The sequence below is a fragment of the Geothrix fuzhouensis genome (assembly GCF_024609325.1).
GTDB classification, from domain to species: Bacteria; Acidobacteriota; Holophagae; order Holophagales; family Holophagaceae; genus Geothrix; species Geothrix fuzhouensis.
This window is the reverse complement of sequence record NZ_JANHMQ010000002.1, coordinates 887,452-909,294: the sequence shown is the minus strand read 5'-3', so window position 1 is coordinate 909,294 and position 21,843 is coordinate 887,452. Positions and strand designations below refer to the sequence as shown.

General features: G+C 62.5%; 22 protein-coding genes and 1 pseudogene. 13 read left to right on the top strand and 10 right to left on the bottom strand.

Going from position 1 to position 21,843, the window contains the following annotated elements; all coding sequences use genetic code 11:
- Nucleotides 1-327 precede the first annotated feature (327 nt).
- The gene (gene trmFO, locus NOV74_RS11465; RefSeq protein WP_257312445.1) at nucleotides 328-1,674 is read left to right on the top strand and encodes a methylenetetrahydrofolate--tRNA-(uracil(54)-C(5))-methyltransferase (FADH(2)-oxidizing) TrmFO; all 1,347 of its coding nucleotides are present in this window, start codon (nucleotides 328-330) and stop codon (nucleotides 1,672-1,674) included.
- Nucleotides 1,671-3,023 carry a hypothetical protein gene (locus NOV74_RS11460; protein ID WP_257312441.1) on the top strand — a complete coding sequence of 451 codons (1,353 nt, stop codon included), beginning with the start codon at nucleotides 1,671-1,673 and terminating at the stop codon, nucleotides 3,021-3,023. Before trmFO ends, NOV74_RS11460 begins: the two co-directional genes overlap by 4 nt.
- A gap of 3 nt (nucleotides 3,024-3,026) precedes the next feature.
- Here NOV74_RS11460 and NOV74_RS11455 read toward each other — a convergent pair whose 3' ends face one another.
- The 4 genes from NOV74_RS11455 to NOV74_RS11440 all read right to left on the bottom strand — a co-directional run bounded on the left by NOV74_RS11455 (nucleotide 3,027) and on the right by NOV74_RS11440 (nucleotide 5,938).
- The gene (locus tag NOV74_RS11455) at nucleotides 3,027-3,275 is read right to left on the bottom strand and encodes a flagellar biosynthesis anti-sigma factor FlgM (protein ID WP_257312440.1); all 249 of its coding nucleotides are present in this window, start codon (nucleotides 3,273-3,275) and stop codon (nucleotides 3,027-3,029) included.
- A gap of 113 nt (nucleotides 3,276-3,388) precedes the next feature.
- The gene (gene prmC, locus NOV74_RS11450; RefSeq protein WP_257312437.1) at nucleotides 3,389-4,219 is read right to left on the bottom strand and encodes a peptide chain release factor N(5)-glutamine methyltransferase; all 831 of its coding nucleotides are present in this window, start codon (nucleotides 4,217-4,219) and stop codon (nucleotides 3,389-3,391) included.
- A 147-nt stretch (nucleotides 4,220-4,366) separates the two neighbouring features.
- The gene (locus NOV74_RS11445; RefSeq protein ID WP_257312433.1) at nucleotides 4,367-4,945 is read right to left on the bottom strand and encodes a FumA C-terminus/TtdB family hydratase beta subunit; all 579 of its coding nucleotides are present in this window, start codon (nucleotides 4,943-4,945) and stop codon (nucleotides 4,367-4,369) included.
- 12 nt (nucleotides 4,946-4,957) lie between these two features.
- Nucleotides 4,958-5,938 (bottom strand): fumarate hydratase, encoded by a 981-nt coding sequence (locus tag NOV74_RS11440; RefSeq protein ID WP_257312430.1) that lies wholly within the window; start codon nucleotides 5,936-5,938, stop codon nucleotides 4,958-4,960.
- Between the two features lie 132 nt (nucleotides 5,939-6,070).
- Between NOV74_RS11440 and NOV74_RS11435 the strand changes: the two genes are divergently transcribed.
- Together NOV74_RS11435 and NOV74_RS11430 are read left to right on the top strand one after the other, a co-directional pair.
- Nucleotides 6,071-6,424, top strand: a complete 354-nt coding sequence (locus tag NOV74_RS11435) for a DsrE/DsrF/TusD sulfur relay family protein (RefSeq protein WP_257312427.1) — start codon at nucleotides 6,071-6,073, stop codon at nucleotides 6,422-6,424.
- A gap of 9 nt (nucleotides 6,425-6,433) precedes the next feature.
- Nucleotides 6,434-6,940, top strand: a complete 507-nt coding sequence (locus tag NOV74_RS11430; protein ID WP_257312424.1) for a putative iron-sulfur cluster-binding metallochaperone — start codon at nucleotides 6,434-6,436, stop codon at nucleotides 6,938-6,940.
- Here NOV74_RS11430 and holA read toward each other — a convergent pair.
- The 4 genes from holA to hpt form a co-directional block, all read right to left on the bottom strand.
- Entirely contained in the window at nucleotides 6,912-7,934 is a 1,023-nt protein-coding gene (holA, locus tag NOV74_RS11425; protein WP_257312422.1) for a DNA polymerase III subunit delta, read from the bottom strand. The genes NOV74_RS11430 and holA overlap by 29 nt on opposite strands.
- Nucleotides 7,934-8,482 carry an LPS assembly lipoprotein LptE gene (lptE, locus tag NOV74_RS11420; protein WP_257312419.1) on the bottom strand — a complete coding sequence of 183 codons (549 nt, stop codon included), beginning with the start codon at nucleotides 8,480-8,482 and terminating at the stop codon, nucleotides 7,934-7,936. The genes holA and lptE overlap by 1 nt, the downstream gene beginning before the upstream one ends.
- A 14-nt stretch (nucleotides 8,483-8,496) precedes the next feature.
- Entirely contained in the window at nucleotides 8,497-8,937 is a 441-nt protein-coding gene (locus NOV74_RS11415) for a GxxExxY protein (protein ID WP_257312417.1), read from the bottom strand.
- Nucleotides 8,938-9,007: 70 nt separating this feature from the next.
- Nucleotides 9,008-9,529: a hypoxanthine phosphoribosyltransferase gene (hpt, locus tag NOV74_RS11410; protein WP_257312414.1), complete on the bottom strand. Its 522-nt coding sequence runs from the start codon at nucleotides 9,527-9,529 to the stop codon at nucleotides 9,008-9,010.
- Between the two features lie 121 nt (nucleotides 9,530-9,650).
- On the opposite strand from hpt, the gene NOV74_RS11405 reads away from it, so the two are divergent.
- Genes NOV74_RS11405 through NOV74_RS11395 form a run of 3 tightly spaced genes read left to right on the top strand, consistent with a single transcriptional unit; the run spans nucleotide 9,651 to nucleotide 11,310 of the window.
- Complete coding sequence (locus NOV74_RS11405) at nucleotides 9,651-10,298, top strand: RNA polymerase sigma factor (RefSeq protein WP_257312412.1); 648 nt, start codon at nucleotides 9,651-9,653, stop codon at nucleotides 10,296-10,298.
- Nucleotides 10,295-10,801: a hypothetical protein gene (locus tag NOV74_RS11400; RefSeq protein WP_257312409.1), complete on the top strand. Its 507-nt coding sequence runs from the start codon at nucleotides 10,295-10,297 to the stop codon at nucleotides 10,799-10,801. Before NOV74_RS11405 ends, NOV74_RS11400 begins: the two co-directional genes overlap by 4 nt.
- A 5-nt stretch (nucleotides 10,802-10,806) precedes the next feature.
- Nucleotides 10,807-11,310, top strand: a complete 504-nt coding sequence (locus NOV74_RS11395; protein WP_257312406.1) for a hypothetical protein — start codon at nucleotides 10,807-10,809, stop codon at nucleotides 11,308-11,310.
- Between the two features lie 9 nt (nucleotides 11,311-11,319).
- On the opposite strand, the gene NOV74_RS11390 is transcribed toward NOV74_RS11395, so the two are convergent.
- Together NOV74_RS11390 and rsmA are read right to left on the bottom strand one after the other, a co-directional pair.
- Entirely contained in the window at nucleotides 11,320-13,035 is a 1,716-nt protein-coding gene (locus tag NOV74_RS11390) for a ribonuclease J (protein ID WP_257312404.1), read from the bottom strand.
- On the bottom strand, nucleotides 13,035-13,844 hold the full coding sequence (rsmA, locus tag NOV74_RS11385; protein WP_257312402.1) for a 16S rRNA (adenine(1518)-N(6)/adenine(1519)-N(6))-dimethyltransferase RsmA: 810 nt from the start codon (nucleotides 13,842-13,844) through the stop codon (nucleotides 13,035-13,037). Before rsmA ends, NOV74_RS11390 begins: the two co-directional genes overlap by 1 nt.
- A gap of 186 nt (nucleotides 13,845-14,030) precedes the next feature.
- On the opposite strand from rsmA, the gene NOV74_RS11380 reads away from it, so the two are divergent.
- The 6 genes and pseudogenes from NOV74_RS11380 to NOV74_RS11360 all read left to right on the top strand — a co-directional run bounded on the left by NOV74_RS11380 (nucleotide 14,031) and on the right by NOV74_RS11360 (nucleotide 21,838).
- Complete coding sequence (locus NOV74_RS11380) at nucleotides 14,031-14,726, top strand: prepilin-type N-terminal cleavage/methylation domain-containing protein (protein ID WP_371748434.1); 696 nt, start codon at nucleotides 14,031-14,033, stop codon at nucleotides 14,724-14,726.
- Between the two features lie 2 nt (nucleotides 14,727-14,728).
- Nucleotides 14,729-15,283 carry a type IV pilus modification PilV family protein gene (locus NOV74_RS11375; protein WP_257312397.1) on the top strand — a complete coding sequence of 185 codons (555 nt, stop codon included), beginning with the start codon at nucleotides 14,729-14,731 and terminating at the stop codon, nucleotides 15,281-15,283.
- Nucleotides 15,270-15,365, top strand: a pseudogene (locus tag NOV74_RS15490) (prepilin-type N-terminal cleavage/methylation domain-containing protein); the annotation flags it as partial. The gene NOV74_RS11375 and the pseudogene NOV74_RS15490, both read left to right, overlap by 14 nt.
- A gap of 3 nt (nucleotides 15,366-15,368) precedes the next feature.
- Complete coding sequence (locus NOV74_RS11370; protein ID WP_257312395.1) at nucleotides 15,369-16,448, top strand: hypothetical protein; 1,080 nt, start codon at nucleotides 15,369-15,371, stop codon at nucleotides 16,446-16,448.
- A 17-nt stretch (nucleotides 16,449-16,465) separates the two neighbouring features.
- The gene (locus NOV74_RS11365; RefSeq protein ID WP_257312392.1) at nucleotides 16,466-17,107 is read left to right on the top strand and encodes a PilX N-terminal domain-containing pilus assembly protein; all 642 of its coding nucleotides are present in this window, start codon (nucleotides 16,466-16,468) and stop codon (nucleotides 17,105-17,107) included.
- A 33-nt stretch (nucleotides 17,108-17,140) separates the two neighbouring features.
- A complete protein-coding gene (locus NOV74_RS11360) occupies nucleotides 17,141-21,838 on the top strand; it encodes a pilus assembly protein (protein WP_257312391.1) in 4,698 nt (1,565 codons plus the stop codon).
- The last annotated feature ends 5 nt before the right edge of the window (nucleotides 21,839-21,843 follow it).

The window sequence follows — 21,843 nt, the reverse complement described above, 5'->3', positions numbered from 1 at the left end:
GTTCTGGTCGAAAAATTGTTCTGAATTCTGCGCAGCATCCTTAGACGCCCCACAGAACCCTCAAAGGCTTCCTATCTTCTATCCGGTTTTCAAAGACGCTCACCATGCTTCCACACGGTCCGAGGTCACCTTCCGGCCCCCTCCAGCACCTCGCAGCCTCAACTGCGCAGGACATTCAGACTAGCATCGCGCAGCCAACATGCAAGGGGAAATTTCAAAATAAGCCCTGAAACCGAGTGTTCCGGCCCTGTTACGGCTCGTACAAGGGCTCCTGAAACCCGAAGGAACCGGCCCCTGACGTAGAATCAACCCCTTGGAGGAGGATGCGTGATCCACATCATCGGGGCGGGCCTGGCTGGCTCTGAAGCGGCATGGCAACTAGCCTCACGTGGCCACGAGGTCCGGATCTCCGAAATGCGGCCCAATTGGACGACCCCGGCTCATACCACGGAGAGGGCCGCTGAGATGGTCTGCTCCAATTCCTTCAAGAGTGACGATCCGAACTCGGCGACGGGAATCCTCAAGGCCGAGATGCGCCGGATGGATTCGCTGATCCTGCGCTGTGCCGAGGCCACCCGCGTACCCGCGGGAAACAGCCTCGCCGTGGACCGTGACGCCTTCTCCGAAGCCGTCACCTCCGCCCTCAAGGGACACCCGCGAATCCGCTGGGAAACGGCTCGCATCGAGGCCCCGGAACCAGGAACCCCGACCATCCTCGCCACGGGACCGCTCACTGCGGAGCCCCTGGCGGACTGGCTCGCGAAGATCACCGGCAGCGACCAGCTGCATTTCTACGACGCCATCGCCCCGATCGTGGAACGTGACAGTGTGGACATGGACATCGCCTGGATGGCCGCCCGCTATGACAAGGGCGGGGCCGACTTCATCAACTGCCCCTTGGACAAGCCGCAATACGAGCGGTTTCTGGACGCGCTGATCGCGGCCGAGCTCGTCCCCCTCCACGAGGTGGATACGCCCTATTTCGAAGCCTGTCTGCCCATCGAAGTCATGGCGGACCGGGGCCGTGAAACGCTCCGGCACGGCCCCATGAAGCCTGTGGGCCTGGACGATCCACGGACCGGACGCTGGCCGCACGCCGTCGTTCAGCTGCGCCAGGACACTCTGGCAGGAGACCTCTTCAACCTGGTGGGTTTCCAAACTCGCCTGAAGTGGGGGGCACAGCAGGAAGTCTTCCGGCTGATCCCCGGCCTCGAGAAGGCTGAATTCGCTCGGCTTGGCAGCATCCACCGGAACACCTACATCCAGGCCCCGAAAGTGCTCGATGCGACACTCGCTGTCAAATCAGTCCAGGGCCTCTGGATCGCGGGGCAACTTTCCGGCGTTGAGGGTTACCTCGAATCAGCCGCGGGCGGCCTCGCCGCCGCCTTCGCCGTGGATCGCACGGTGCGTAATCTCGAGCCGCTGCCTTTCCCGCCCGACACCATGCTTGGCAGCCTGCTGCGCTATCTGGCCCACGCCTCCACCTCCGACTTTGGCCCGACCAATGCCATGCTGGGATTGATGCCCCCGCTGCCAGAGGACCTCCTGGACCTGCGCGGGCTCAAACGCGCCGGGGGAACCCGCGCCGTGAAGGCTGCCAAAGGTCAGGCCCACCGGGAAAGGGCGCTCCAGTCGCTGGAGCAATATCTGAGGCTTACTGGAGGCATGCCATGACTCGCACCACCCTGGCCCTGGGCGCCGCCGCCCTGACCATTACTCTTGGCGCCGGGGTATGGTGGGCGACCCGCCGGAACCCGGGGGCCCCGCCCCAGGAGGAGGTCCTGGAACCCTTCCGGGCCTCGGCGATGGGTGCCGGCCAACTCATTGACCTCCAGCCACCCACCGTACCGCTGAGGCAAGTCCGCTGGACGCCCCCCCTGCCCGGCGGCGCAGCCGTAGCCCAGGTCCTCAGCCAGACTGGCCGGCAGCAGGCCGTTCTCTTCCTTCAGGGGACACCCGGCCCTGCAATCACCTTGGCTGAACCGACGGGCATCCCCGCCAGATTCTTCCAGTTTGCGGATCTGGTGGATGCGGCCCTCGCCCCAGATGATGCATTGGTGCTGCTCTACCGCAGCTCAGAGGATGCCGCCGCCCCAGGGCTCGTCATGGCCTGGGATTTGAAGACCCAACAGACCAGGTGGTCCCAGCAGGCGCCGGGAGAGCATCTCGCCCTGTCCCCTAACCACCGGAGCGCGTTCCTCTTCGGCGCGGGAACACCCGTCACCATCCTTGATCTGGCAAACCGGGCCGGCAGCCACAAACCCGTGTCCACCCTGGTCGAACTCCCACCGGAGGTGAAGGGAATCGCCAGCCTGCTGCCCCTCGGGCCCCGCTCCTTCCGGGTGGCCCATGACTTGGGACTCTCCACCTGGCGGAATGGAGCCTGGACCCATATCCAAGCCCCGCCCCCGTCGCCTCTGGGCTTCTCCCGCGGACTGGGCCTGGTCGCCGGCACCGCCAAGGCAGGGTGGTGGCAGCCTGAGCCAGGCACCCTGATTCCCCTGAATCCCGATGGCAAAGCTGGTGAGCCCCGAGACCTGAAGGCGCTGCTGCCTGAAGCGTCGAGCCTGGACGCCGGCTTGCTTCATCTGCTCGGCGGCGGAGCCGACGGGCACCTGTGGTTCAGCCTGGCGCGGCCCACCCTGCCAGCACCCGCCCCGGTTCCTGCACCGGCTCCTGCACCAACCTTGGCTCCAGCTTCGGGTGCTTCGGATCCGCCCCTTCTGGAGAACACCGCCCCCCCGGTGCCACCCCCGCCGGCCTTGCCCACCCTCGAACCATCCAGGGAAGTCTGGGAGGCGCACATCAGCCGAGGGTTGGACCGGCTCTACCTCTGGAAGCCCGGAGAGGACCATATGAAGGTGATCCTCTTGGCCGACGCATGGAAACGCCTAGCTGCGCCTCCGGGAATTCCCGTTCCTCGCTGGGATGGTGGGGACCTGCGCCCCGAGGCCGGAGCCCTTCTCTGTGGCGGCCCTGACCAGGTGTGGTGGCTTCCGCTGACGGCCCTTCAGCCCCGATAAACCCTAACGATCCGTCTTCTCCGGCTTCTCCAGGTACTCACGGATCACACCTTCAGCCACCGCCCCTTCATCAGGGTGGTAGGTTCCCGAATCCAGCTGCCGCTTGAGGGCCTTGAGCTTCTCGGATCGAATATCCGGCGTTTCGGCCAGCACTTCATGCGCCACGGCCACGAGATGCTCGGCCTCGGAGTCCTTCGGCCCTGGGGCGGGCTGGCTGCCGCCGTGACGGTGTGGTTTGCCACTGCTGCTCATGTCCACCTCAAGAACGTACTTATCGGCAAGAAGTCAGGATCTCTGAAGCAACTCGCCCCTGATTTCTTAGCCCCGAGGCCTGATGGTGGATTCTTCTGGATTGTCCGGCCCGCTCAGGCCAGGGCCACCAGAACCCGATCGTGACCCGCAAAATCCTGATGGATCATAGCCTTGGACCAGCCAGCCCCAAGGGCGCTGCGGCACAATTCGCCCCCCTGCCCAGCCCCGATCTCCAGCAGGCAGGCCGGCGCGTGACGAGCGTGGGCCTGCCGCAGCAACTCCGCCGACAGCGCCAGGCCCCGATCCGGGGCGAAGAGGGCCGAGGCGGGTTCGAAGGCCAACTCCGGTTGGAGGCTAGGCTCGTCGGCCGGGTCCACATACGGGAGGTTCGCCACCACCAGGCCCAGGGGATCGGGGACAGGATTCAGCAGACTTCCCTCAAAGAAGGCCACCGTGGCACCGAGGGCTGCCGCGTTCTCCCGGGCCACGGCCAAGGCACCTGGACTCAGATCCGTGGCCGACACCTGCCAATCCGTCTCCAGGGCCAAACTCACCGCGATGATGCCACTGCCGGTGCCCACATCCACGCAGCGCGCCACACCCAGGCGCTTCCCCACCTCCAGAGCCGCCTCGACCAACAGGTCGGTCTCTGGGCGGGGAATCAGCGTGTCCCGGCTGACCAGGAACCGGCGGTCCCGGAAGAGGCACCAGCCCAGGATGTAGGCCCAGGGCTCACCCGTCTTCCGCCGGTGCACCCAGGCACTCACCTGCCGCTGGACTGACTCGGGCGCGGGCTCACCCCCATGGGCCGCCATCCAGCTGCGCGTCAGCTCCAGCCCCTCCTCGAACCAGCGGACACTCTCCGCACGGGCCTCAGACGGTTCGAGAAAAGCGGCGAGGGCTGCGCTCAGGTCGAGGCGGAGCTGTCGGTAAGTCTGGACCATCCCTCCAGCCTAGCCGCCTTCGTCAAACGATCCTTCCCCCTCGGCGCAGGGGCGGCATAAGGGGCCGTTACGAACTAACCGGGAGTGCACCGGCGATTCCGTAACGGCCTCTCATCGCAGGAGGGATGGTTCCAGAATGCCTGGTTGTCAGGCGGTTAGGACCTTGGCGCGCTCCTGGCTCTGCTGGGCCACGATCTCGTGGAGGCTGCCGCCATGGCTGTCCATGGTCACCACCAGCGGGAAATCCTCGACCTCGATGATCCAGAAGGCCTCGGGGCTGCCGAATTCCTCCAGCATTTTCACGTCCACCACGCGCTTGCAGCGCTCGGCCAGCAAGCTGCCGGCACCGCCGGTGGCGTGGAGGTAGACGGCCCCGGTCTTCTGGAGCCCCTCGCTGGTCTTCTTGCCCATGCCGCCCTTGCCGATGACGCCGCGCACCTTGTAGGTCTCGATGACGTCGGCCTGGTAGGGCTCTTCGCGGATGGAGGTGGTGGGGCCCGCAGCGACGAAGGACCAGGTGCCATCCTCGTTCTTCTTCACCACCGGGCCGCAGTGGTAGATGACCATGTTCTCGAGGATGGGCCTCAGCCACTCAGGCTTCTGCTCCTTCATGTACTTGTGGCCCATGTCGCGGCTGAGGACGACGCGGCCGTTGAGCAGCACTTCGTCGCCGACCTTGAGCTGGCGGATCTGGTCTTCGGTGATGGGAGTGGTGAGACGGATCATGGGGGCCTCGTATCAGTCGAAGGACACTTCGCCGTTGGTCTTGAGCGTGATCGAGCCCCGGCGGCTGCTCCAGCACATGTAGCTGATGCTCACGTAGAAGCTGGCGGGATGCCGGTACATCTCCTCGACCAGGACGCCCAGCACGGTGGTGTTGCCGCCGTAGCCCATAGGGCCGATGCCCAGGGTGTTGAGATCGTTCGTGATCTCCTTCTCGAAGGCATCCATCTTCGGGTCAGGATTCGGAGTGCCAAGCTTGCGGAGGATCACTTCCTTGCTCTTCTCGTAGCTGGAAACGCGGTCGCCGCCAATGGCCACGCCGAGGATGCCGGGGCTGCAGCCCTGGCCCTGGGCCTTCACCACGGCGTCGATGATGCACTTGCGCACGCCCTTGATGTCGCGGCCTGCGCCGATGGCGGCGTCCGGCAGGCGGTACTGGGCGCCCACGTTCTCGCAGCCACCGCCCTTCTGCATGACGGCGATCTCGACCTCCGGCTTGTCCCACTCCTCGAAGTGGACGGCCGGGTGGCCTTCATGGAAGGGATCCATGTTGTTGCCCGTGTTCTTGCCGCTGAGGGCTTCCACGCAGTTCGGGCGCAGCCAGGACCGCTTGGTGGCCTCGGCCACGGCCGCCCGGATCTGCTGCTTGGCCGCGCGCTGACTGAGACCGAAGGGGTGGCGCACCCAGACGATGATGGTGCCTGTGTCCTGGCAGAGCGGGGTCACATGCCCATCCGCGAGGATGATGTTGCGCACCATGTCATTGAGCGTATTGAAAGCCCGGCTGCCTTCCTCCTCGGCGTCGCGGCCCTTCACCAGGGCGTCGATCACATCCTGGGGCAGGCGGCTGGTGGACCGGCGCAGCAGCTCCAGCATGGGCAGGGTGAGATCCAGGGACTTGAGGTCCTTGAGATTGGGTTCCCATCCGGCGGGCAACACGGACTTGGACGCCACCACCTCATTTGAGGTCAGGGTGGGAATGACGCATTCAGACATGGGCCCTCCGGAATCCAGACCCCCATCATCCGCCCGGCGAAGCCGAGGCTCAAGTGATCAATGCCCGGTTCCCCTGCCAGCGGGCTGGAATTGGGCCGGGGCTACACTGGGTCCTCACCCCACGGAGGCCCCGTGAGCAAGCACCTGTTCATCCTCAACGATCCCCCCTACGGCACCGAGCGCAGCTACAACGGGCTGCGGCTTGCAGGCGCCACCGCCAAGCGAGAGGGCGCTGAAGTCCGCGTCTTCCTGATGGGTGACGCCGCCGCCTGCGCCAAGCAGGGCCAGATCACGCCCAACGGCTACTACAACCTGGAACGAATGCTGAAGGCCATCACCACCCGCCATGGCCAGGTGGGCGTGTGCGGAACCTGCATGGACGCCCGGGGGCTCACCGAAACCGAACTGGCCGAAGGCTGCCGTCGCAGCAACTTGGAGGAACTTACGGACTGGACGCTGTGGGCGGACCGGGTCCTGGTGTTCTAGGGCGGCGCCATGGCCGCGACTGGTAAACCACACCCTTGTTCCTGCTGCGGGGAATCCGAAGGCCCGGCTTCCAGCGATATCTGCCCTGCCTGTGCTGGGGCTGGAAAATCCGTGCCGTCCGCGACCATGAGGGCCCTGTTGGACCCCCGCGAGGTGGGCGAGATGGGCCAGGGCAATTGGCGTTTCTGCGCGACCCCTGGCTGTGAGGTGGTCTACTTCAGCCCGGCATCAGGACAGACCTTCCGCAAGAATCAGCTCACGGTGCGCGTGGGAATCAAGGAGACCAGGGCCCCCCGCCCCTTGTGCTACTGCTTCGGCCACAGCCTGGAAAGCCTGCGGACGGAGTGGGAAGCCACGGGCCGCCTGGATTCAGTAGAGGCCATCCGGACTGCCGTGAAGGAAGGCCGCTGCCGGTGCGACCAAGTGAACCCCTCCGGCGCTTGCTGTCTGGGCGATATCCTTAAGGCCGCCAAGAAGATCCAGGCAACTAACGCCCCCAGGCCCGGCATAGGGTGAGGGTCAGGTCCAACAGGGGCGAGTCGCTACGGGAGATGGCCATACCTTTGAGGTCGCGCTCGCACTGGTTCAGGCGGCCCAACAAAGCCTTCACGCCCTTCGGCTTCAGCCTGTCGAAAGCGCCGCGATAGCCGTCCATCAGGAAAGCCTGCTTGGGCGAAAGACCCAGGGCTGAGGTCAGCTCGGCCCCTTTGAACCCTGCGGCCTGGGCCTCGGAGTACCGCAGCAGGCGGTCCACCTCGCGCCGGGCCTGACCCAGCAGCATCAAGGGCTCATCACCATCTTCCAGGGCCATGCGGAGCGCCCTGAGAGCCCCGGCCGCATCCCCCCGCTGCCAGGCCCCGGACCAGGCAAAGGCCTTCTGTTCTGCCAGCCGGAAGGTCACCTGATCCACCATCGCTTCGGTGACGCGGCGGTCCTCTGCCAGCAGGTCCAGCACCTCCAGGGCCCGTTTGATGAGGCCCGGGTTTCCACCCTGGCGCTGGGCCAGCATCGTGGCCACCGCCCCCTGAAGCGACAGGCCCAGGCGGTTGGCCTCGGCTTCGATGAAACGGGGGATCTCTGCGGGTTCCAAGGCCCCCACTTTAAGGATGCGCCCCGCCTTGGCCCAATCCGTCCACGGCTTGGCGCCTAGAGCCTTGCCTGGCGCGGCCGGCAGCGTATTCCAGGCCACCAGCAGCAGGTTCACGCCCTGGGGCGGTTTCTCCAGCAGCGCCTTCACGGCGCCTGGCAGTTCCTTGGCGCGGGTGAACAGGTTGTCGGCGGCGGGCACGATCACCGTGCGCGCCTCGGCACCCAGTGGCGCCGCTTCCTGCAGGGCCGCCATCACTTCGGGCCAGGGACACCCCTCGGCGCAGACCGTCAGAGTGAAATCCGCCCACTCCGGGTCCACGTGGAGCCGGGTCCATTCCGCCACGGACGTGCGGCGGCCATCGCTATCTTCGCCGTGGATCAGCGCAAAGGTATGGTCCAGCCAGGCCGGGGCGGCGGCCATCAGTCCGTGCCTTCCAGCAGCTGAGTCAGGAAGCTTTCCGCGAAATCGTCCGCCAGGCTCTCCAGCACCTGGAGTTCCCGGCTGTCGAAGCTGGCGAAGTTCTGGTCCACCCGGTACTGGTTGGTGAAGGTCAGCCCCCGGCGGGACAGCACCACCGTGCCCGTCTGGCCATCCAGGAGCTCCACACTGGCCACCACGGCCACTTCCACGCGAGAGGCAGACCCGGCGCTGGCTTTGGTCTTGTCATTGCCAAGGGTGAGGCCGATGGGGCGCGAGGTGTAGCTCTCCAGCGTGCCCTGGAGCACCCAACGGGACGGTTCGCCAGTCCCCACCAGGCGCCAGGGGCTGGCCGCGACGATGCGGTTCTCCAGGGCCTTGGTGAAGCGATCCTCCAACCCCAGCCGCGGGGTCAGATTGCGGAATCGCGCCAGCCGGATCGTCTCGCCTTTTTTCGCCCACGCCGCCGACCGCGGCTGCCGGTCCAGGCGGTGGTACCCGCAGCCCAGGGAGGCCGCAAGCACGAGAGAGAAAAGAACAAAGCGGAACACAGAGGACACTGAGATCACACAGAGGGCGCAGAGGAAGAATGGGACATCAGAAACCTCCGGATGCCACGCTTGGCAAGAGGTTGGAGGGCGAAGTTCATGAGTAATCCTACGGGTTTCTCTGAAAATCGCAGATAGCTCATCACCTGGGCTTCATGCTCCTGCGTGATGGCTTCGGCCACCTTCAACTCGACGACGAGAAGCCCATCAACCAATAGGTCCATTCTGAAAGCCTTGGGCACGACCAGATCACGATACCGAATGGGCACGGAAACCTGCCTTTCCACGGTATGCCCAGACAACTCCATTTCATAGGTGAGGCAGGCTTCATACGCTGATTCAAGCAACCCAGGGCCAAGGCGTTTCTGTACTTCGATCCCCGCACGAATCACAGACCAAGTCAGCTCCGCGTATGGACCTGCCCCGCCCGAAGCCTCTTCGTGCTCATGCGGATCCATGGTGCAGATTCTCCTAAGACTCTGTGCCTTCTGTGGCTCTCTGTGCCCTCTGTGTTCCGACTCTTTAAAACTATGGGTGGTAGACACCCACGTAAGGCAGGTTGCGGAGCTTGCCGTCGAAGTCTAGGCCGTAGCCCACCACGAAGTGATCCTCGATGGTGAAACCGATGTAATCGACCGGCACCTCGACCTTGCGGCGACTGGGCTTGGAGAGCAATGTGCAGATCTTCAGGCTTAGAGGTTCCCGATCCTGGAGCAGGTTGCGGACCTTGAACAGGGTGAGCCCGGTGTCCACGATGTCTTCGACCACCAGGGCATGGCGCCCCTGGATGGAGCGATCCAGGTCCTTGAGAATATGCACTTCGCCGGTGCTTTCGGTGCCTGCGCCGTAGCTGGAGACCTGCATGAAGCTCACATCGATATCCAGGTCCATGGCCCGCACGAGATCCGCGAAAAAGGGGAACACCCCGTTCAGCAGCCCGATCACCACCAGATCCTGGCCTGCGTAGTCCTTGGCCAGCTGGGCACCCAGCTCCTGGACCCGGGTCTGGATCTGCGCTTCCGTGAGCAGCGGGGTGATGCGGTCACGCATGGAAACTCCTGAAGACTGAAGATTGAAGACTTGCACCATTTCCATTCAACCCCAGAAGGGCTTCCCGGGTCCATCCAGGGACGGCGTTTCTCCTCCACCGCCCTTGACGCCGGAGCCTAACATGATGGCGGAAGCCACTTTGAACGACTCCCAGATACCCCAGACGGCCCCCCGCGCCGCGGACCGGATCCCCGATCCGGCTTCGCCGTACCACACCCCCGAAGTGCTGGCCTGGGTCGAGGCAGCCCAGGGCGGAGATCAGGCGGCTTTCGCCAGCCTGGTGCGCCTGTTCTCCCGGGATGTCTACGGGAAGGCCTACTCCATCGTCAGGAACCACCAGGATGCCGACGACGTCGTGCAGGAAACCTTCATCCGCGTCTTCCGGGCGCTGCCCGGTTTCCGCTTTGAATCCTCCTTCCGGACCTGGCTCATCACCATCGCCACCCGCCAGGCCCTGAATTTCCGGGAACGCATGGCCCGTGAACACGAATGCCTAGAGGGACCGGAGGGCACCCTGGAACACCCGGCCCTGCGGGTGGAGGAAACCCAGGCCTCCGCCCTGCTGGACCTGGAGGCCAGGCGGCTGTTGCACGAGGCTCTCCCAAAGCTGCCCCGCCGCCAGAAGGAAGCCCTCACCCTGAAGTTGCAGCACGACTGGAAATACGAGCAGATCGCCCAGCAGATGGGCACCTCCGTGGGCAGTGTGAAGGCCCACATCTTCCACGCCATCCAGAACCTCACCCGCCATGTCAAAGGAGGCCGAGCATGAACCCCGGGCCCCTTCCCCTCCCCGAAGCCTGTGCCGCGACCCTTTCGGCCATTGAAGCCGATCCTCTGGAACCCGGTCCGGCCGCTGAGGCACACCTGAAGGTCTGCACCGCCTGTGCCGAGGCCCGGGTGTGCTTCCTGGCTCAGGAAGACAGTGCCGATGCCCTGGCACCCGCGGGCTACTTTGAACGCCTGCCGGGCCGCATCCTCCGGAAGCTTCCCCCCCGCCCCGCCCTGCGCCACCGGCTGGGGCCGCTTGGCTGGGCCGCGGCGGCAGCCTTGCTCTTGGCCGTGGGCACTGGTGCCTTCCTGGCTGGTCGTGCCAACCGGACGCCCTACGTGGAAGCCACACTGCCCCGGCAGCCCGATATTCTCGAGCTTTCCACCATCGACACGCCCTTCCACAACCGCGAGGAAGAGGCCGCTCAGGTCCAGGCCCTCAGTCCTGAGGAAATGAAGGCGCTCTTGAAGCGTCTGGACGCGGCTCCGGCCCCGACGAGGTGATCTCCATGCTCCGCCCCACCCTGCTGATGCCCCTCTTGCTGCTTGCCAGCCTGCCCGCCGTCGCCCAAACGGTAGATGAACGCCCCCTGGTCCGCTTCCGCATGGACCAGCTCCAACAGACCGTCGGACTCCCCGAGGAACAGGCTCGAGCGGTGGTGGAGCGCTGGTCCCTCTATGACCGGGAGCAGTTCGAAAAAACCCAGCAGATCCAGCAGATCCGGCGCCGGTTTAGCGACATTCTGATGGGCCCCGGTTCAGAGGAGGAGAAGAACGCGAAGGTCCGGCCTTTGCTCGATCACTTCGTGGAGTTGCGGCGCCAACAGGCGGAGCTCAAGTTCAAATTCGAGGAAGACATCCGGGCCCGGCTGAGCCCCGCCCAGCAGGTGCGCCTCATCACCCATGTCGAGGAGATGCAGCGGCGCACGGTGGAAGCCCTCCGGCAGGGGCTCGGCAACCGGGTCGAACCTGGTTTCCGCCCCGGCGCCGGAATCCGTCGGGGACGTCGCTAGCAACGGACTTCAGTTCTGGGGGGACTCCAGAATCACTGGAATCACGAGGGGGCGGGTCTGGGTGGTTTTGCGGATGACCCTCCGCAGCGCCAGGCGCAGGGTATCGCGCAGAGCCTCCCCATCCTTACGGACCGCAGGCGGCGCCTCCTCGTAGGTCTTGCGGGCCACCCCTGCCAGCAGCTCCGCATAGGCTTCATCGTCTGAGAGCATCACGAACCCGCGACTGAGAATGGTGGGATCTGCGGCCAGGTCGCCGGTTTGTGGGTCGACCAGGAGGGTGGCGAACACCACGCCATCCTCCTGGAGGATGAGCCGGTCCTTCACCACGCGGGCATCCACCATATGGTCCACGCCTTCGCTCACGAAACACTTGCCCACGGGTACCGCTCCGGGCATGTCCATCCGGCCATCCGCGAACAGCCGCAGGCAGAGACCACCATCCAGCAAGGAGATGCGCTCCGGCGTCCAGCCCAGCGAAGCCGCGAGCTTGCCATGGGCCCGCAGGTTCCGGTAAGTGCCATGCACAGGCACCATCTGGACCGGCCGCACCGCGCGGATGAGATCCGCCAGTTCGTCGCGGCTACCGTGGCCGGAGGCATGCACTAAACCCAGCCCCTCCAGCGATGTTTCCGCCCCCAGGCGCTCGGCCTGATCCAGCATTCGCGAGATGGACACTTCGTTGCCGGGGATGGCACGTGCGCTCACCACCAACCGGTCGCCGGGTTCGATGCGCAGGCCTTTCACCTCCCGGCGCAGCAGCCGGGCCAGTCCGCTCATGGGCTCGCCCTGGCTGCCGGTGCAAAGCACGAGCAGCTCATCTGGATCGTAGAGCTGGGCATCCTTGACGTCGATCAGGATGTCATCCGGCAGGTCCAGCCGCTTGAGCGACCGGGCCAGGCCCAGGTTGCGGTCCAGGCTGCGCCCCAGCAGCACCACCCGGCGACGGAACTCGTAGGCCAGGTCGATCACCGTCTGCAGCCGGTGGATGTTGGAGCTGAAAGTGGTGACGAAGAGCCGCCCCTTGGTCTGCTCGAAGGCGGCCTCCAGGCCTTCGCGGCAGGCTGATTCCGAGGGCGAGCGGCCCGGACGCCCCACGTTGGTCGAATCCGCCATGAGCAGGCGCACCCCGGCGTCGCCCAGAGCCTTCAACCGGTCCATGCCTGTGTGCCGGCCATCCGAAGGCTCGGGATCGATCTTGAAATCGCCAGAGTGCACCAGCACGCCCTGGGGGGTATGGAGCACCAGGGCGCAGGCGTCGGGAAGGCTGTGGGTCACGGGGATCCACTCGGCCTCGATCTCGCCATCTCCCACTTGCACGCGGCCATAATCCCGCATGGGATGCAGCAGCCCCAGGTCCAGGCCATGCTCCCGCAGCTTCCCTTCCACCAGACCCAGGGTGAACGCCGTGCCATACACGGGTACCGGCCAGCGCCGCAGGAAGTACGGCAGCGCGCCGATGTGATCCTCGTGGCCGTGCGTGAGCAGCACTGCCTGGACACGCTCCGCGAAGGGCTCCAGGTAGGCGAAGTCCGGCACGATGGAATCGATGCCCGGCTGGTCATCCGATGGGAAGAGCTGGCCGCAGTCCACCAGGAAGAGGCTGCGGGCGCTGTGCACCACCAGGGCGTTCATGCCGAACTCGCCAAGCCCGCCGATGGGGATCAGCCGCAGTTCATCGGCGGCAGGAGCCTCCGTCCAGGTTTCGAATTCGGGAGCCACGGGCATCACGATGGGAACACCTCCGGGTGTTGATTCAACAGAGTACGAGTTGCGGATAGCCACGTCGCGGGCGCGATCACCTCGGCGCGCAGCGCCGGAGGCAGTCCCACCTCGGTCAGCACCTCGGCCGACAATGTTCCTTGCCAGTTGTTCGCCAGGGTCTTGCGCCGGTGGAGGAAGGAGCGGTGCAGGACGGTGAGCAAGGCCCTGCGTTCAGCCAGACTGGGCGCATCCACCCGGGGCTCGAACTGGACCACGGCGGATTCCACCTTGGGTGCGGGCCGGAAGGAGCCAGGTCCCAGTTTCACGAGCCGGGACAGCCGGGCGCAAAGCTGAGCCAGCACCGATAGCGGCCCGTAGGCCTTGGTGCCGGGCTCGCCCATCAGCTTCTGGGCCACCTCCAGTTGGAACATCAAGGCCATGCGATCCCAAGGGATGCCCTCCGTGAGCAGCCTCGCCAGGATGGGCGTGGCGGCGTTGTAGGGCAGATTGCCCACCACTGACCAGGGCCCACCCTCCGGGAAGGGGATGCGCACCGCATCGCCTTCCAGCAGATGGAAATGGGGGAGTGAGGCGAAGCGTTGCCGCAGCAGTGCGCAAGCCTCAGGGTCCAGATCCACCGCCCACAGCGGCCGGCCATCCGCCAGCAGGCGCTCCGTCAGCACCCCAGGCCCCGGGCCGATTTCCAGAAGCAGCGGCGCCGACGAACCCAGCGCCGAGCCCACAATGGTGGCGATGGCCCCCTCGTTCACCAAGAAGTTCTGGCCGAGCCGCTTCTTTGCCCGGAGTCTCGGAAGCTGGGCGGATTCGGACACGATTCAGGTTAGCACGCGCATTCCCTGGAGGTGAGTTCCCACTTGATCTCTGTATATTTTTTTTACATATCTTTAATCAATCTTGTTTTTTAACCATGCTGTATACTCTTACTTATTAATTCAATTTGATTTATTTTTTTGGAAGACGCCGGCTTTCCTTTCTTACCATTTTCTACCGAGGCGCCTATGGAACCCATATCGCACGATACCTCCTCCGACCGGGGGTACACCTTGATCGAACTACTGGTCGTGCTGGTCATCGTGGGCGTTCTGGCGATGGTTTCCATTCAGAGTCTGACTCCGAACAGCACGAAGGCAGTAAAGAGTGCGGTCCAGGAGTTCGAAGCCACCCTCAAGTCTGCACGAGAAGCCGCCATCGCCAGTGGCCGCGACGTGAACCTGCTCTTCTCGACAAATGCCAGTGGCAAGCTTCAGTTGATCGTAGTGAATCCAGACATTTACGATCCCTCGGATACAACTAAGGCGGCTCAAGGCACTTTCTTCAGTCACGCATTTGAAGGTTCCTGGCAGCGCTACGCAAGCCCGGTTTCCTCACTACCCATTGTGCCCAGTGAGTCTTCGCCGCTGAAAGATCTGGTGCCGTTGAAGACGCTCGGATTCACAGGTTGGAGCCATCCTCTGATCACGGATGTCACGACACCAATAGGCCTATCCGCACGTGGACTCCCCCAGATCGTCTCATCCACCGGCCGCATCTCCGCTTCGGGCGGCGCATGGATTGGGGTCAGGGGCAATCGAATCAACGAAACAGGGCTTCCCTACGGGTTTGTTTTCATCACGGATTCTGGTGTGGTCGGGGCCTACTACAAGCCTGATTCCATATCCACCAATGCCGACCATCAGTGGCAACGATTGGAGTAGCCATGCGCATTTCTCGTGTTCATTTTAAGGGTCCCAAGCATGGATTTTCCATGGTGGAACTGCTTCTGGCTGCATTCATCCTTGGCGTCGCCCTCCTGGGACTGGCCGCCCTGATGACCGTCTCCGTCGCCCAGGGTGGTAGTTCCCGGAAACGCGGAACAGCTGCCCTACTTGCCCACTCCTTGCTTGACCGCATCCAAGCCGAAGGGGCTCTCTCTGCAGCCGAGCGCAACAATTCTGGCACTGGGGCAATAACCACCACGGATTGGTACTTCATTGATCCGGTCGGATTCAGCGCCCATACCAGCGCCGCCGGAGAAGCTGCCAAGAATGGGTACGGCACTTATGACATCCAGGGGACCTTCGTTCCTGCGACCGACCCCAACAAGATCTTCACTGTTACTTGGCAACGCCTTGCAGGGGACAGCGCCAATTTCTCCATAAACGCGGCGCAACAGTATTACATCGTCAACGTGTCCTGGCAGGAGGTCAACCCTCAGACCCCCACTACTCCCATGAACAAGACCATCTCTGTGAGCCGCTATGTCCGCCTCTAACCGAGCCCTCCATCTTCGACGACGCGGGTTCTCACTCGTAGAACTGATGGTGGCACTAGTCTTCATCTCCATTTTGATGGCCGGCATGCTCAAGATCTTCCAAGCCAGCACCTCCACGTTCGCGTCCCTCAGTGAAACCCTCGCCATTCAGCGAAATGCGCGTTGGGGACTCAATCTGCTCCAAGAAGAGGTGCTGCAAGCCGGGTTCCTTCTCCCGCCATACCAGACTCCCGGCCTGAACCCGACCTCAGCCTCGGCCCAACCACCACTATTAATGCAAAAGACCGGCTACACCCCTCCCGATGAGACCGTTCCCGTGGATGAACTCCAGATGGTCGTCGATATGCCCTTGAACGTGGAAGGGACTCTGACGAAGGACCCAACCAAAGGCGATATCACGCTTTCTGTCAAGATTCCTTCCGGCGCCTCGGACGTAAGGGATGGGGATTTGTTGATGGTTCAGGATTCCAACTGGGAAGTCTTCCTCGTCCAGGACGCCAGCAGCGACACCGTGAATATCAAACCAATTACCGCGACCCCCACTCAGGACGCCTACGGCAACCAGACACAACCTTTCGCTCACTCCTCCGTTCAATTCGCTCACAGGGCCACCGCCGAGTTCGCGTTCTATCGGCCCATGTCCGTGGTTCGCTACACCGTGGTGCCGCGCAAACTCGATCCCTCGGACCCCACGGCTGTTGTGCCCTGCCTGGTGCGACAGCGCCGCCCCCTCAGCGTCAGCCCCAATACCATCTGGGCTCCAGACATGAATACTCCCCAGACCACCTTACCTGCCGACGAGCAGATCCTTCTTGAAGGAGTGACCGGCTTCCGGGTGGATTGGAGTTTCGATGCAGGGAAGACCTGGATCCGCGCCAGCGGGAGTGGGGATGACTGGGCCAACATTCGAGGAGTTGTTAACACCCTGCTCACCACCAGCAGCAGTTCAGTGGTCAATTTGTCCCAGGGTGTCACCAATCTGCAGGATCCCTATTGGCCGCGCTACACACCCATCCTTATCCGCCTCGATATCTCCACTCGAACTCGACTCAAACGAACCGAATACAACGCCAATCTGGATCCGAACAATCCCAAGGCCGAATTCCGGACACGCACAGAAACCCTTCTTCTGAGCCCGCGGAATTTCGGCCTCGGCGCCCTCTGAACCATCGAGGTATCACCATGCGTTACGCATTCACATCCCATGGCACCAACGGTCAGCGCGGGGGTATCACCATCCTGCTGGCGCTTATTCTCCTGAGCGCCATGACAGTGGGAGCCCTTTCCCTCAGCCAGAATTCCCTCCGGGAAATCGGCATCACCGGCAACGAGACCACTGGTCGCAAATCCTTTGAAATGGCCGATGCTGGCCTCGACTGGTTGATGACATGGGCCGGACCCAATGTGCCCATACAGACTGAACCCGCCAGGAAAGCTCTGCAGGATGCCATGACCTTCCTGCCATCGGCCCAAGATCGTCAGGATATCTCCGGCTTTGTCGGAACTCAGGATGCCACTCTGAACAGCCCTGGCGATGGCTACATCAGTCCCACCAATGGAACCATCCGGGCCTATCTCAGCAGCCTCGACCCTACCCTGGCATCCAGTGAACTCTTTCCAAGCACCGCGAACTACCAGCAGACCGGCAGCATCATCCAGCCAGCCTTCGATATCGAGATCCGGTTTCTGGGCTATCTACCAGATCAGAACGGAGGCACTAAGCAACATGCCTTTTTCTTGGTGCGCTCGGTGGGCCGAGCCAACCTCAGCGGTACGGGCCAGTCCTTCATATCCCGCCGCGACACCTTCATGGAAAGCAACTAAATGAACGACCGCGACCGTCGAAAGGATTGTCCCATGCGACTCCGCGCTCTATCTCCCTTGGTAGGTCTTCTGTTGAGCTTCGCTTCGGGCCTCCAGGCCCAGGTGGAACCCCAGCTGGCCACCAAGACAGATCTCCTGGATGTATACCAGAAGGATTCCGGCAAGCCAGAGATGATCGTCATCTATGACTTCACCAGTCCCAGTCGCGGTGTCTTCGAACCGGCCTGGTACATGACCTCCAAGACCCATGCGCACTTCATCGGTGGGAACCAGGGAGTGAGGACCCAGGACAATCACTATGTGACCGTCTTTGGAGCCTTCAAAAGTGAAACAGCACCCAAAGATTTCGGCATGGCCTTCGGCATTCGAAGCGGAGCCGTGTTCTCCGCCACGGAACTCTTGGCCACTTTCCCGAACTTATTCAGCCGTATCTCGGACGGATCCGGAGGACTCCAAGCGGCCTATCAGAACATCCCCACGATCCGCATGTGGACCTGGCCGACGACCGCCAACCGATTCAAGCAAGGCACCCCAGCTGTACCCATCCATGGCGTACCGCTCATGTACGACGCGGGGCAGAAACGCATGGTTCCAGTCAATTGGAATTCGGGCGATACGGTCAACGATGTTATCAGCCGCATCACCCATGTGCGCTTCAGGATCACGGGTGATACTGGGATCTCCCGCACGGTGGATCTACCCTGTCCAACCATACTTGCGGACAACCCTGCCGCCGCAGATAGCCAGAACCCCCGCATCGCCGCCGACCCCAACGTTAAGAACTTCCAGCGCCGTCAGGCCGCTGTCGGGTCAGACACGGTCGTGTACGACCCCTGGTCCGATGGTCATTTGACCAACTCCGCCACAAGCACCCTCACGGAAGCGGGCGTCACCGACACCATAATTGGCAACTTTTTCTATTCCTTTGATTATCTATCGTTCATATACGGTTCCACCATCGTTCGCAATGCGAGTTCCACTGGGCTCGTCACGGCGACAACTGCTCTCGATCCGTACATGTCCAATTCCGGGTACGCAGTCCCCGGGGCGACCGAGTCCCTAAGTGGCACCCTCACGACCTATCCCGTGAGCGGAACCACAAGTGGTGAAGGCTGGAACAACGGCCTGCCTGTCATGACCCGGTACCAGGCCGTGAAGTATGTCTCCACGAATGTCTTGTTGGACAAAGATGGCGCCATCAACTGGGTTTACCGCTTCCTGGCACCAGCCTATCCCAACAATTCCATCGCTGGTCACCCCACCTGGACCAGTGACGATGGTGACAGCCCGGAAGAGTTGGGAAACACCACAGGCAGTTTCCCACCCGCCAATGACGGCAGCCGGAATAGCACCAAGTTGCGCTACCTGCGCCGTCTCGTCTCTTCGGATCTGAAGGCGGGTGCCACGAGCCTTCAGAACATGGGACCGTCTAACTATCTGCCGGCCAGCCCTTATAACCCCATGGACATGACCAACTTCGGCAGCTTCAAGAACGTGGACCCGAAGACCCCCCAGCCATGGGCCTATGCACTGGCCAACACCTATTATCGCGTCGCGGTCGAGCGACCCAGCCTGACGGGCTTGGTGAGCGATGCCACTTCGGTGTTCGACGACCAGAACACTTCCTGTCCTGGCAAAACCTTCGTGGTGGCCTTCCCAACGGCACCGATGAACGATTCAATCACCAATGCGCTGGATGCTGTCGGCACTTCCAGTTACTACACAGCCGTCACGAACGGCAACAGTGACCTGACCGGGGGCAGCTATACTGCCCTTTCAGTCCATCCTGTGTCATCGCTAGTCCCCGGCCAGGAATCCTTCTTCCCTGGCGTGCTCGCATCCACCGCGGCTTTCCGGAAGAATCTCTCCGTACTCGATACCTTCGGTCCCAATGGCGACACTCCCTGGGGGGCCCCCTGGAACATCGGTTCAGACCCCCACCAGGCCAAGATCCAGACCATGGTTGTGAGCATCGCCATCCCTGGTGCCTATAAGTTCCAGAGCGATAACAGTGGGCGAAATTCCCACGAATGGTACTTCCGGGTGGCCCAGTGGGCAGATCCCTACCGCACCGATGCAGGTTACGGAAGGTGGCGTAGTGCCAACGGCAATCCCGATGACTATCCCATCACGGATGTCGCGGATAACGGCAAAGTCCGCTATTACCCTTCTGCGGACCCGGCGGCACTCAAGAAAAATTTCGACGACCTGGCGAACTACATCGTGGCCGCTCGCGCCACCCTGTCAGCCCCGGCTACGCCCAGCACTGGCGCCCGCACCACCACTCAGGCCTACTTCGGCATCTTCAAGACCCAGCAGACCACCCCTGTATGGAGCGGCAACCTTTTCGCCGTCGGTATCGCCCGCACCGAAACAACCGACGCTGCTGGAATCAAACGCGAAACCTTCACTTTCTATGGGTCCCAAGGCGAGGACACCCGGGCCGTCCTGGATGCTACGACAAACCCAATCAAATACGGCATCTCCGACTTCGACCATCACCACCTCTGGTCGGCTTATGACATCTTCGGTGTATACAACACGGCTGATGTCGCGCTTGATCGCCCGGTGTACACCAATGGAGTCCTGGGCAACCCGTTGCTCTGGTCTAGCCGCACGGTCTACACCATTGATCCCCTAGGCACGGCCAATGCTCTGGTGAGCTTCAATTCTGGCAATACCACACTAACAGGCCACTTGCAGACCTACCTTGGCGCTTCGGCGACGGAGGTGGCGAACTTCATCGACTTCATCCGTGGGAAGAACACGAACGATAGCGGGGCCACCAACCGAATCGACATCATGGGTGACATCATCAACAGCGCCCCGCTGGCTGTGGAACTCTCCAAGGACCGCATCAGCGGCGCCATGCTCAGCCAGTGGTCCACCTTCCAAGGCGCCCCAACCACCTGGGACGACCTGCACGCTCGTCTCCTCATGGTGGGCACCAACATGGGCCAGTTCCACTGCTTCGGAGAGGTGGCGGCCACCGGAAAGGCCGACACTTCAGATGCCAATGGCGTAGTGGTTTCAAGGCTTGGGAAAGTCACGGCCTACGCCACTGAATTATGGTCCTTTATCCCCCAGGATGTCCTCAGGAAGCTCTACGAGGTCTATGTCAACAGGGGGCCCAATGGCAAGCACGCGTATCTAGTGGACGGTGATCCAGTCCTCTACTTCAAGGACATGCCATCCAGCACTTCGCTGCGTGGCGACACTCGGGTCAGTGCTGGGGAGGATGCGGTAGCAGTCTTCGGGGAGCGCAAAGGTGGGCGAAGCTACTGGGCCCTGGCTATCAGTGGAAGCACAAATAACAACACAGGTGCCTCGCCGACCAATCCCTTAGTCGCCTGGTCCGTGCAACCGCTCCTTTCGAGTGACCCGGCTATCAAAACCATGGGCATGAGCAGTTCCGTTCCCACCTTCGCCACCGTAAAGAACGGAACCGACGATGTAAGGGGAACCCCAGCTGTCTTCCTCGGTGGCGGCTATGCCAACAATGAGGTCAACGCACGTTACCGCGCCCTGGGTACCATCACCTCCGAACAAGGCATGGGCCAACTCATCTTGGCTCTTAATCCCCTGGATGGCAGTCGGCTCAAGCTCTGGGATTTCAAGGACGATGCCGAAGCTGGTGCCATTGGGGGCGGTGTCACTCCAGTCCAGATGTTCTTGGGCGATGACCAGACCCAACGTATTTATTGGGCTGACTACAAGGGGAACATCTCCGCCATCGGCTCCACCCTCAACACGGGAGCTGCCACTGGATTCCGCCTGGATTACAGCGATATCAAGAGTTGGGGTTCCCCACGCTTCCTCCGTCGAGCCAGTAAGAACGCCACCGTTCCCCAGCAGCGCTTCACCAACAAGCCGGAGGCATTTAAGCTTTCCACCGGGTTCCCGGTCTACGTGACCGAAGCGGACGGTACCCAACTCCGCCCGGTCACTGTGATGGTCGCCGCAGGAGCTGGTGACCGAAACAATCCCACAGATGCTGACGAATCCATGAGCATAAGCGGCTACTCAGCCCCCGCTGCTCCACCGACCACCGATCGACTCTATGTGATCGCGGATCGTCAAGATAGTGCTGCCCAGAGCCTGGATGCCAATGGCATTCTCGATTCTGACCTCCAACTCATTGATGACAACACCGCAGGCACGGCTGCATGGGCGACCTCTTATAGCGATCCTCGCCTGGATTCTTCGAATGCTACCTACCTGTGGAAGAACCACAATGGGTACTACTTCAGCCTGTTGAACGGAACTCTGCCCGGCGCCTACGGCGGAAATACCCACGACAAGTTGCTGGTGAGTCCCCTTGCCAAGGAAGGCGCACTTTTCCTCAGCCTATTCAGTATCAAGGGCAATACCGGATTTGACTGCTCTTCCAACCAGTTCACTCGAACTTTCCGCGAATGCGACATCCTGCGACCACTCGCCTTGCGCACCCAGGTAGAGCCAGATGCCACCGGCACTACTCCAGGCACCGTAGGCAACACCGATGACGCAAACCGGGGCGACGACTCCTGCAACGGTCTTGCCTTCTACTTCAACTCCCTGAGCAGTCAGCTCACCGATGCTGGCGACCGGGTAGTCCAGGGGGGGGCCATCAGTTCCAAGCAAGGCACCTTCAACGCTCAGATCGGAGAAAACACACCTGACATCAAGGCCGTGAAGGACACCTCTAGAAAACCCGGGTTCCGTCTCCGCACCTGGCGCATCGTTCGCTAGATTCG

What these genes read in the sequence shown, in the direction of transcription:
- NOV74_RS11460 (WP_257312441.1), top strand. Translation starts at nt 1,671, where the DNA reads ATGACTCGCACCACCCTGGCCCTGGGCGCCGCCGCCCTGACCATTACT.
- NOV74_RS11455 (WP_257312440.1), bottom strand. Translation starts at nt 3,275, where the DNA reads ATGAGCAGCAGTGGCAAACCACACCGTCACGGCGGCAGCCAGCCCGCC.
- prmC (WP_257312437.1), bottom strand. Translation starts at nt 4,219, where the DNA reads ATGGTCCAGACTTACCGACAGCTCCGCCTCGACCTGAGCGCAGCCCTC.
- NOV74_RS11445 (WP_257312433.1), bottom strand. Translation starts at nt 4,945, where the DNA reads ATGATCCGTCTCACCACTCCCATCACCGAAGACCAGATCCGCCAGCTC.
- NOV74_RS11440 (WP_257312430.1), bottom strand. Translation starts at nt 5,938, where the DNA reads ATGTCTGAATGCGTCATTCCCACCCTGACCTCAAATGAGGTGGTGGCG.
- NOV74_RS11430 (WP_257312424.1), top strand. Translation starts at nt 6,434, where the DNA reads ATGGCCGCGACTGGTAAACCACACCCTTGTTCCTGCTGCGGGGAATCC.
- holA (WP_257312422.1), bottom strand. Translation starts at nt 7,934, where the DNA reads ATGGCCGCCGCCCCGGCCTGGCTGGACCATACCTTTGCGCTGATCCAC.
- NOV74_RS11415 (WP_257312417.1), bottom strand. Translation starts at nt 8,937, where the DNA reads ATGGATCCGCATGAGCACGAAGAGGCTTCGGGCGGGGCAGGTCCATAC.
- hpt (WP_257312414.1), bottom strand. Translation starts at nt 9,529, where the DNA reads ATGCGTGACCGCATCACCCCGCTGCTCACGGAAGCGCAGATCCAGACC.
- NOV74_RS11405 (WP_257312412.1), top strand. Translation starts at nt 9,651, where the DNA reads ATGATGGCGGAAGCCACTTTGAACGACTCCCAGATACCCCAGACGGCC.
- NOV74_RS11400 (WP_257312409.1), top strand. Translation starts at nt 10,295, where the DNA reads ATGAACCCCGGGCCCCTTCCCCTCCCCGAAGCCTGTGCCGCGACCCTT.
- NOV74_RS11395 (WP_257312406.1), top strand. Translation starts at nt 10,807, where the DNA reads ATGCTCCGCCCCACCCTGCTGATGCCCCTCTTGCTGCTTGCCAGCCTG.
- NOV74_RS11390 (WP_257312404.1), bottom strand. Translation starts at nt 13,035, where the DNA reads ATGCCCGTGGCTCCCGAATTCGAAACCTGGACGGAGGCTCCTGCCGCC.
- NOV74_RS11380 (WP_371748434.1), top strand. Translation starts at nt 14,031, where the DNA reads ATGGAACCCATATCGCACGATACCTCCTCCGACCGGGGGTACACCTTG.
- NOV74_RS11375 (WP_257312397.1), top strand. Translation starts at nt 14,729, where the DNA reads ATGCGCATTTCTCGTGTTCATTTTAAGGGTCCCAAGCATGGATTTTCC.
- NOV74_RS11370 (WP_257312395.1), top strand. Translation starts at nt 15,369, where the DNA reads ATGCTCAAGATCTTCCAAGCCAGCACCTCCACGTTCGCGTCCCTCAGT.
- NOV74_RS11365 (WP_257312392.1), top strand. Translation starts at nt 16,466, where the DNA reads ATGCGTTACGCATTCACATCCCATGGCACCAACGGTCAGCGCGGGGGT.
- NOV74_RS11360 (WP_257312391.1), top strand. Translation starts at nt 17,141, where the DNA reads ATGCGACTCCGCGCTCTATCTCCCTTGGTAGGTCTTCTGTTGAGCTTC.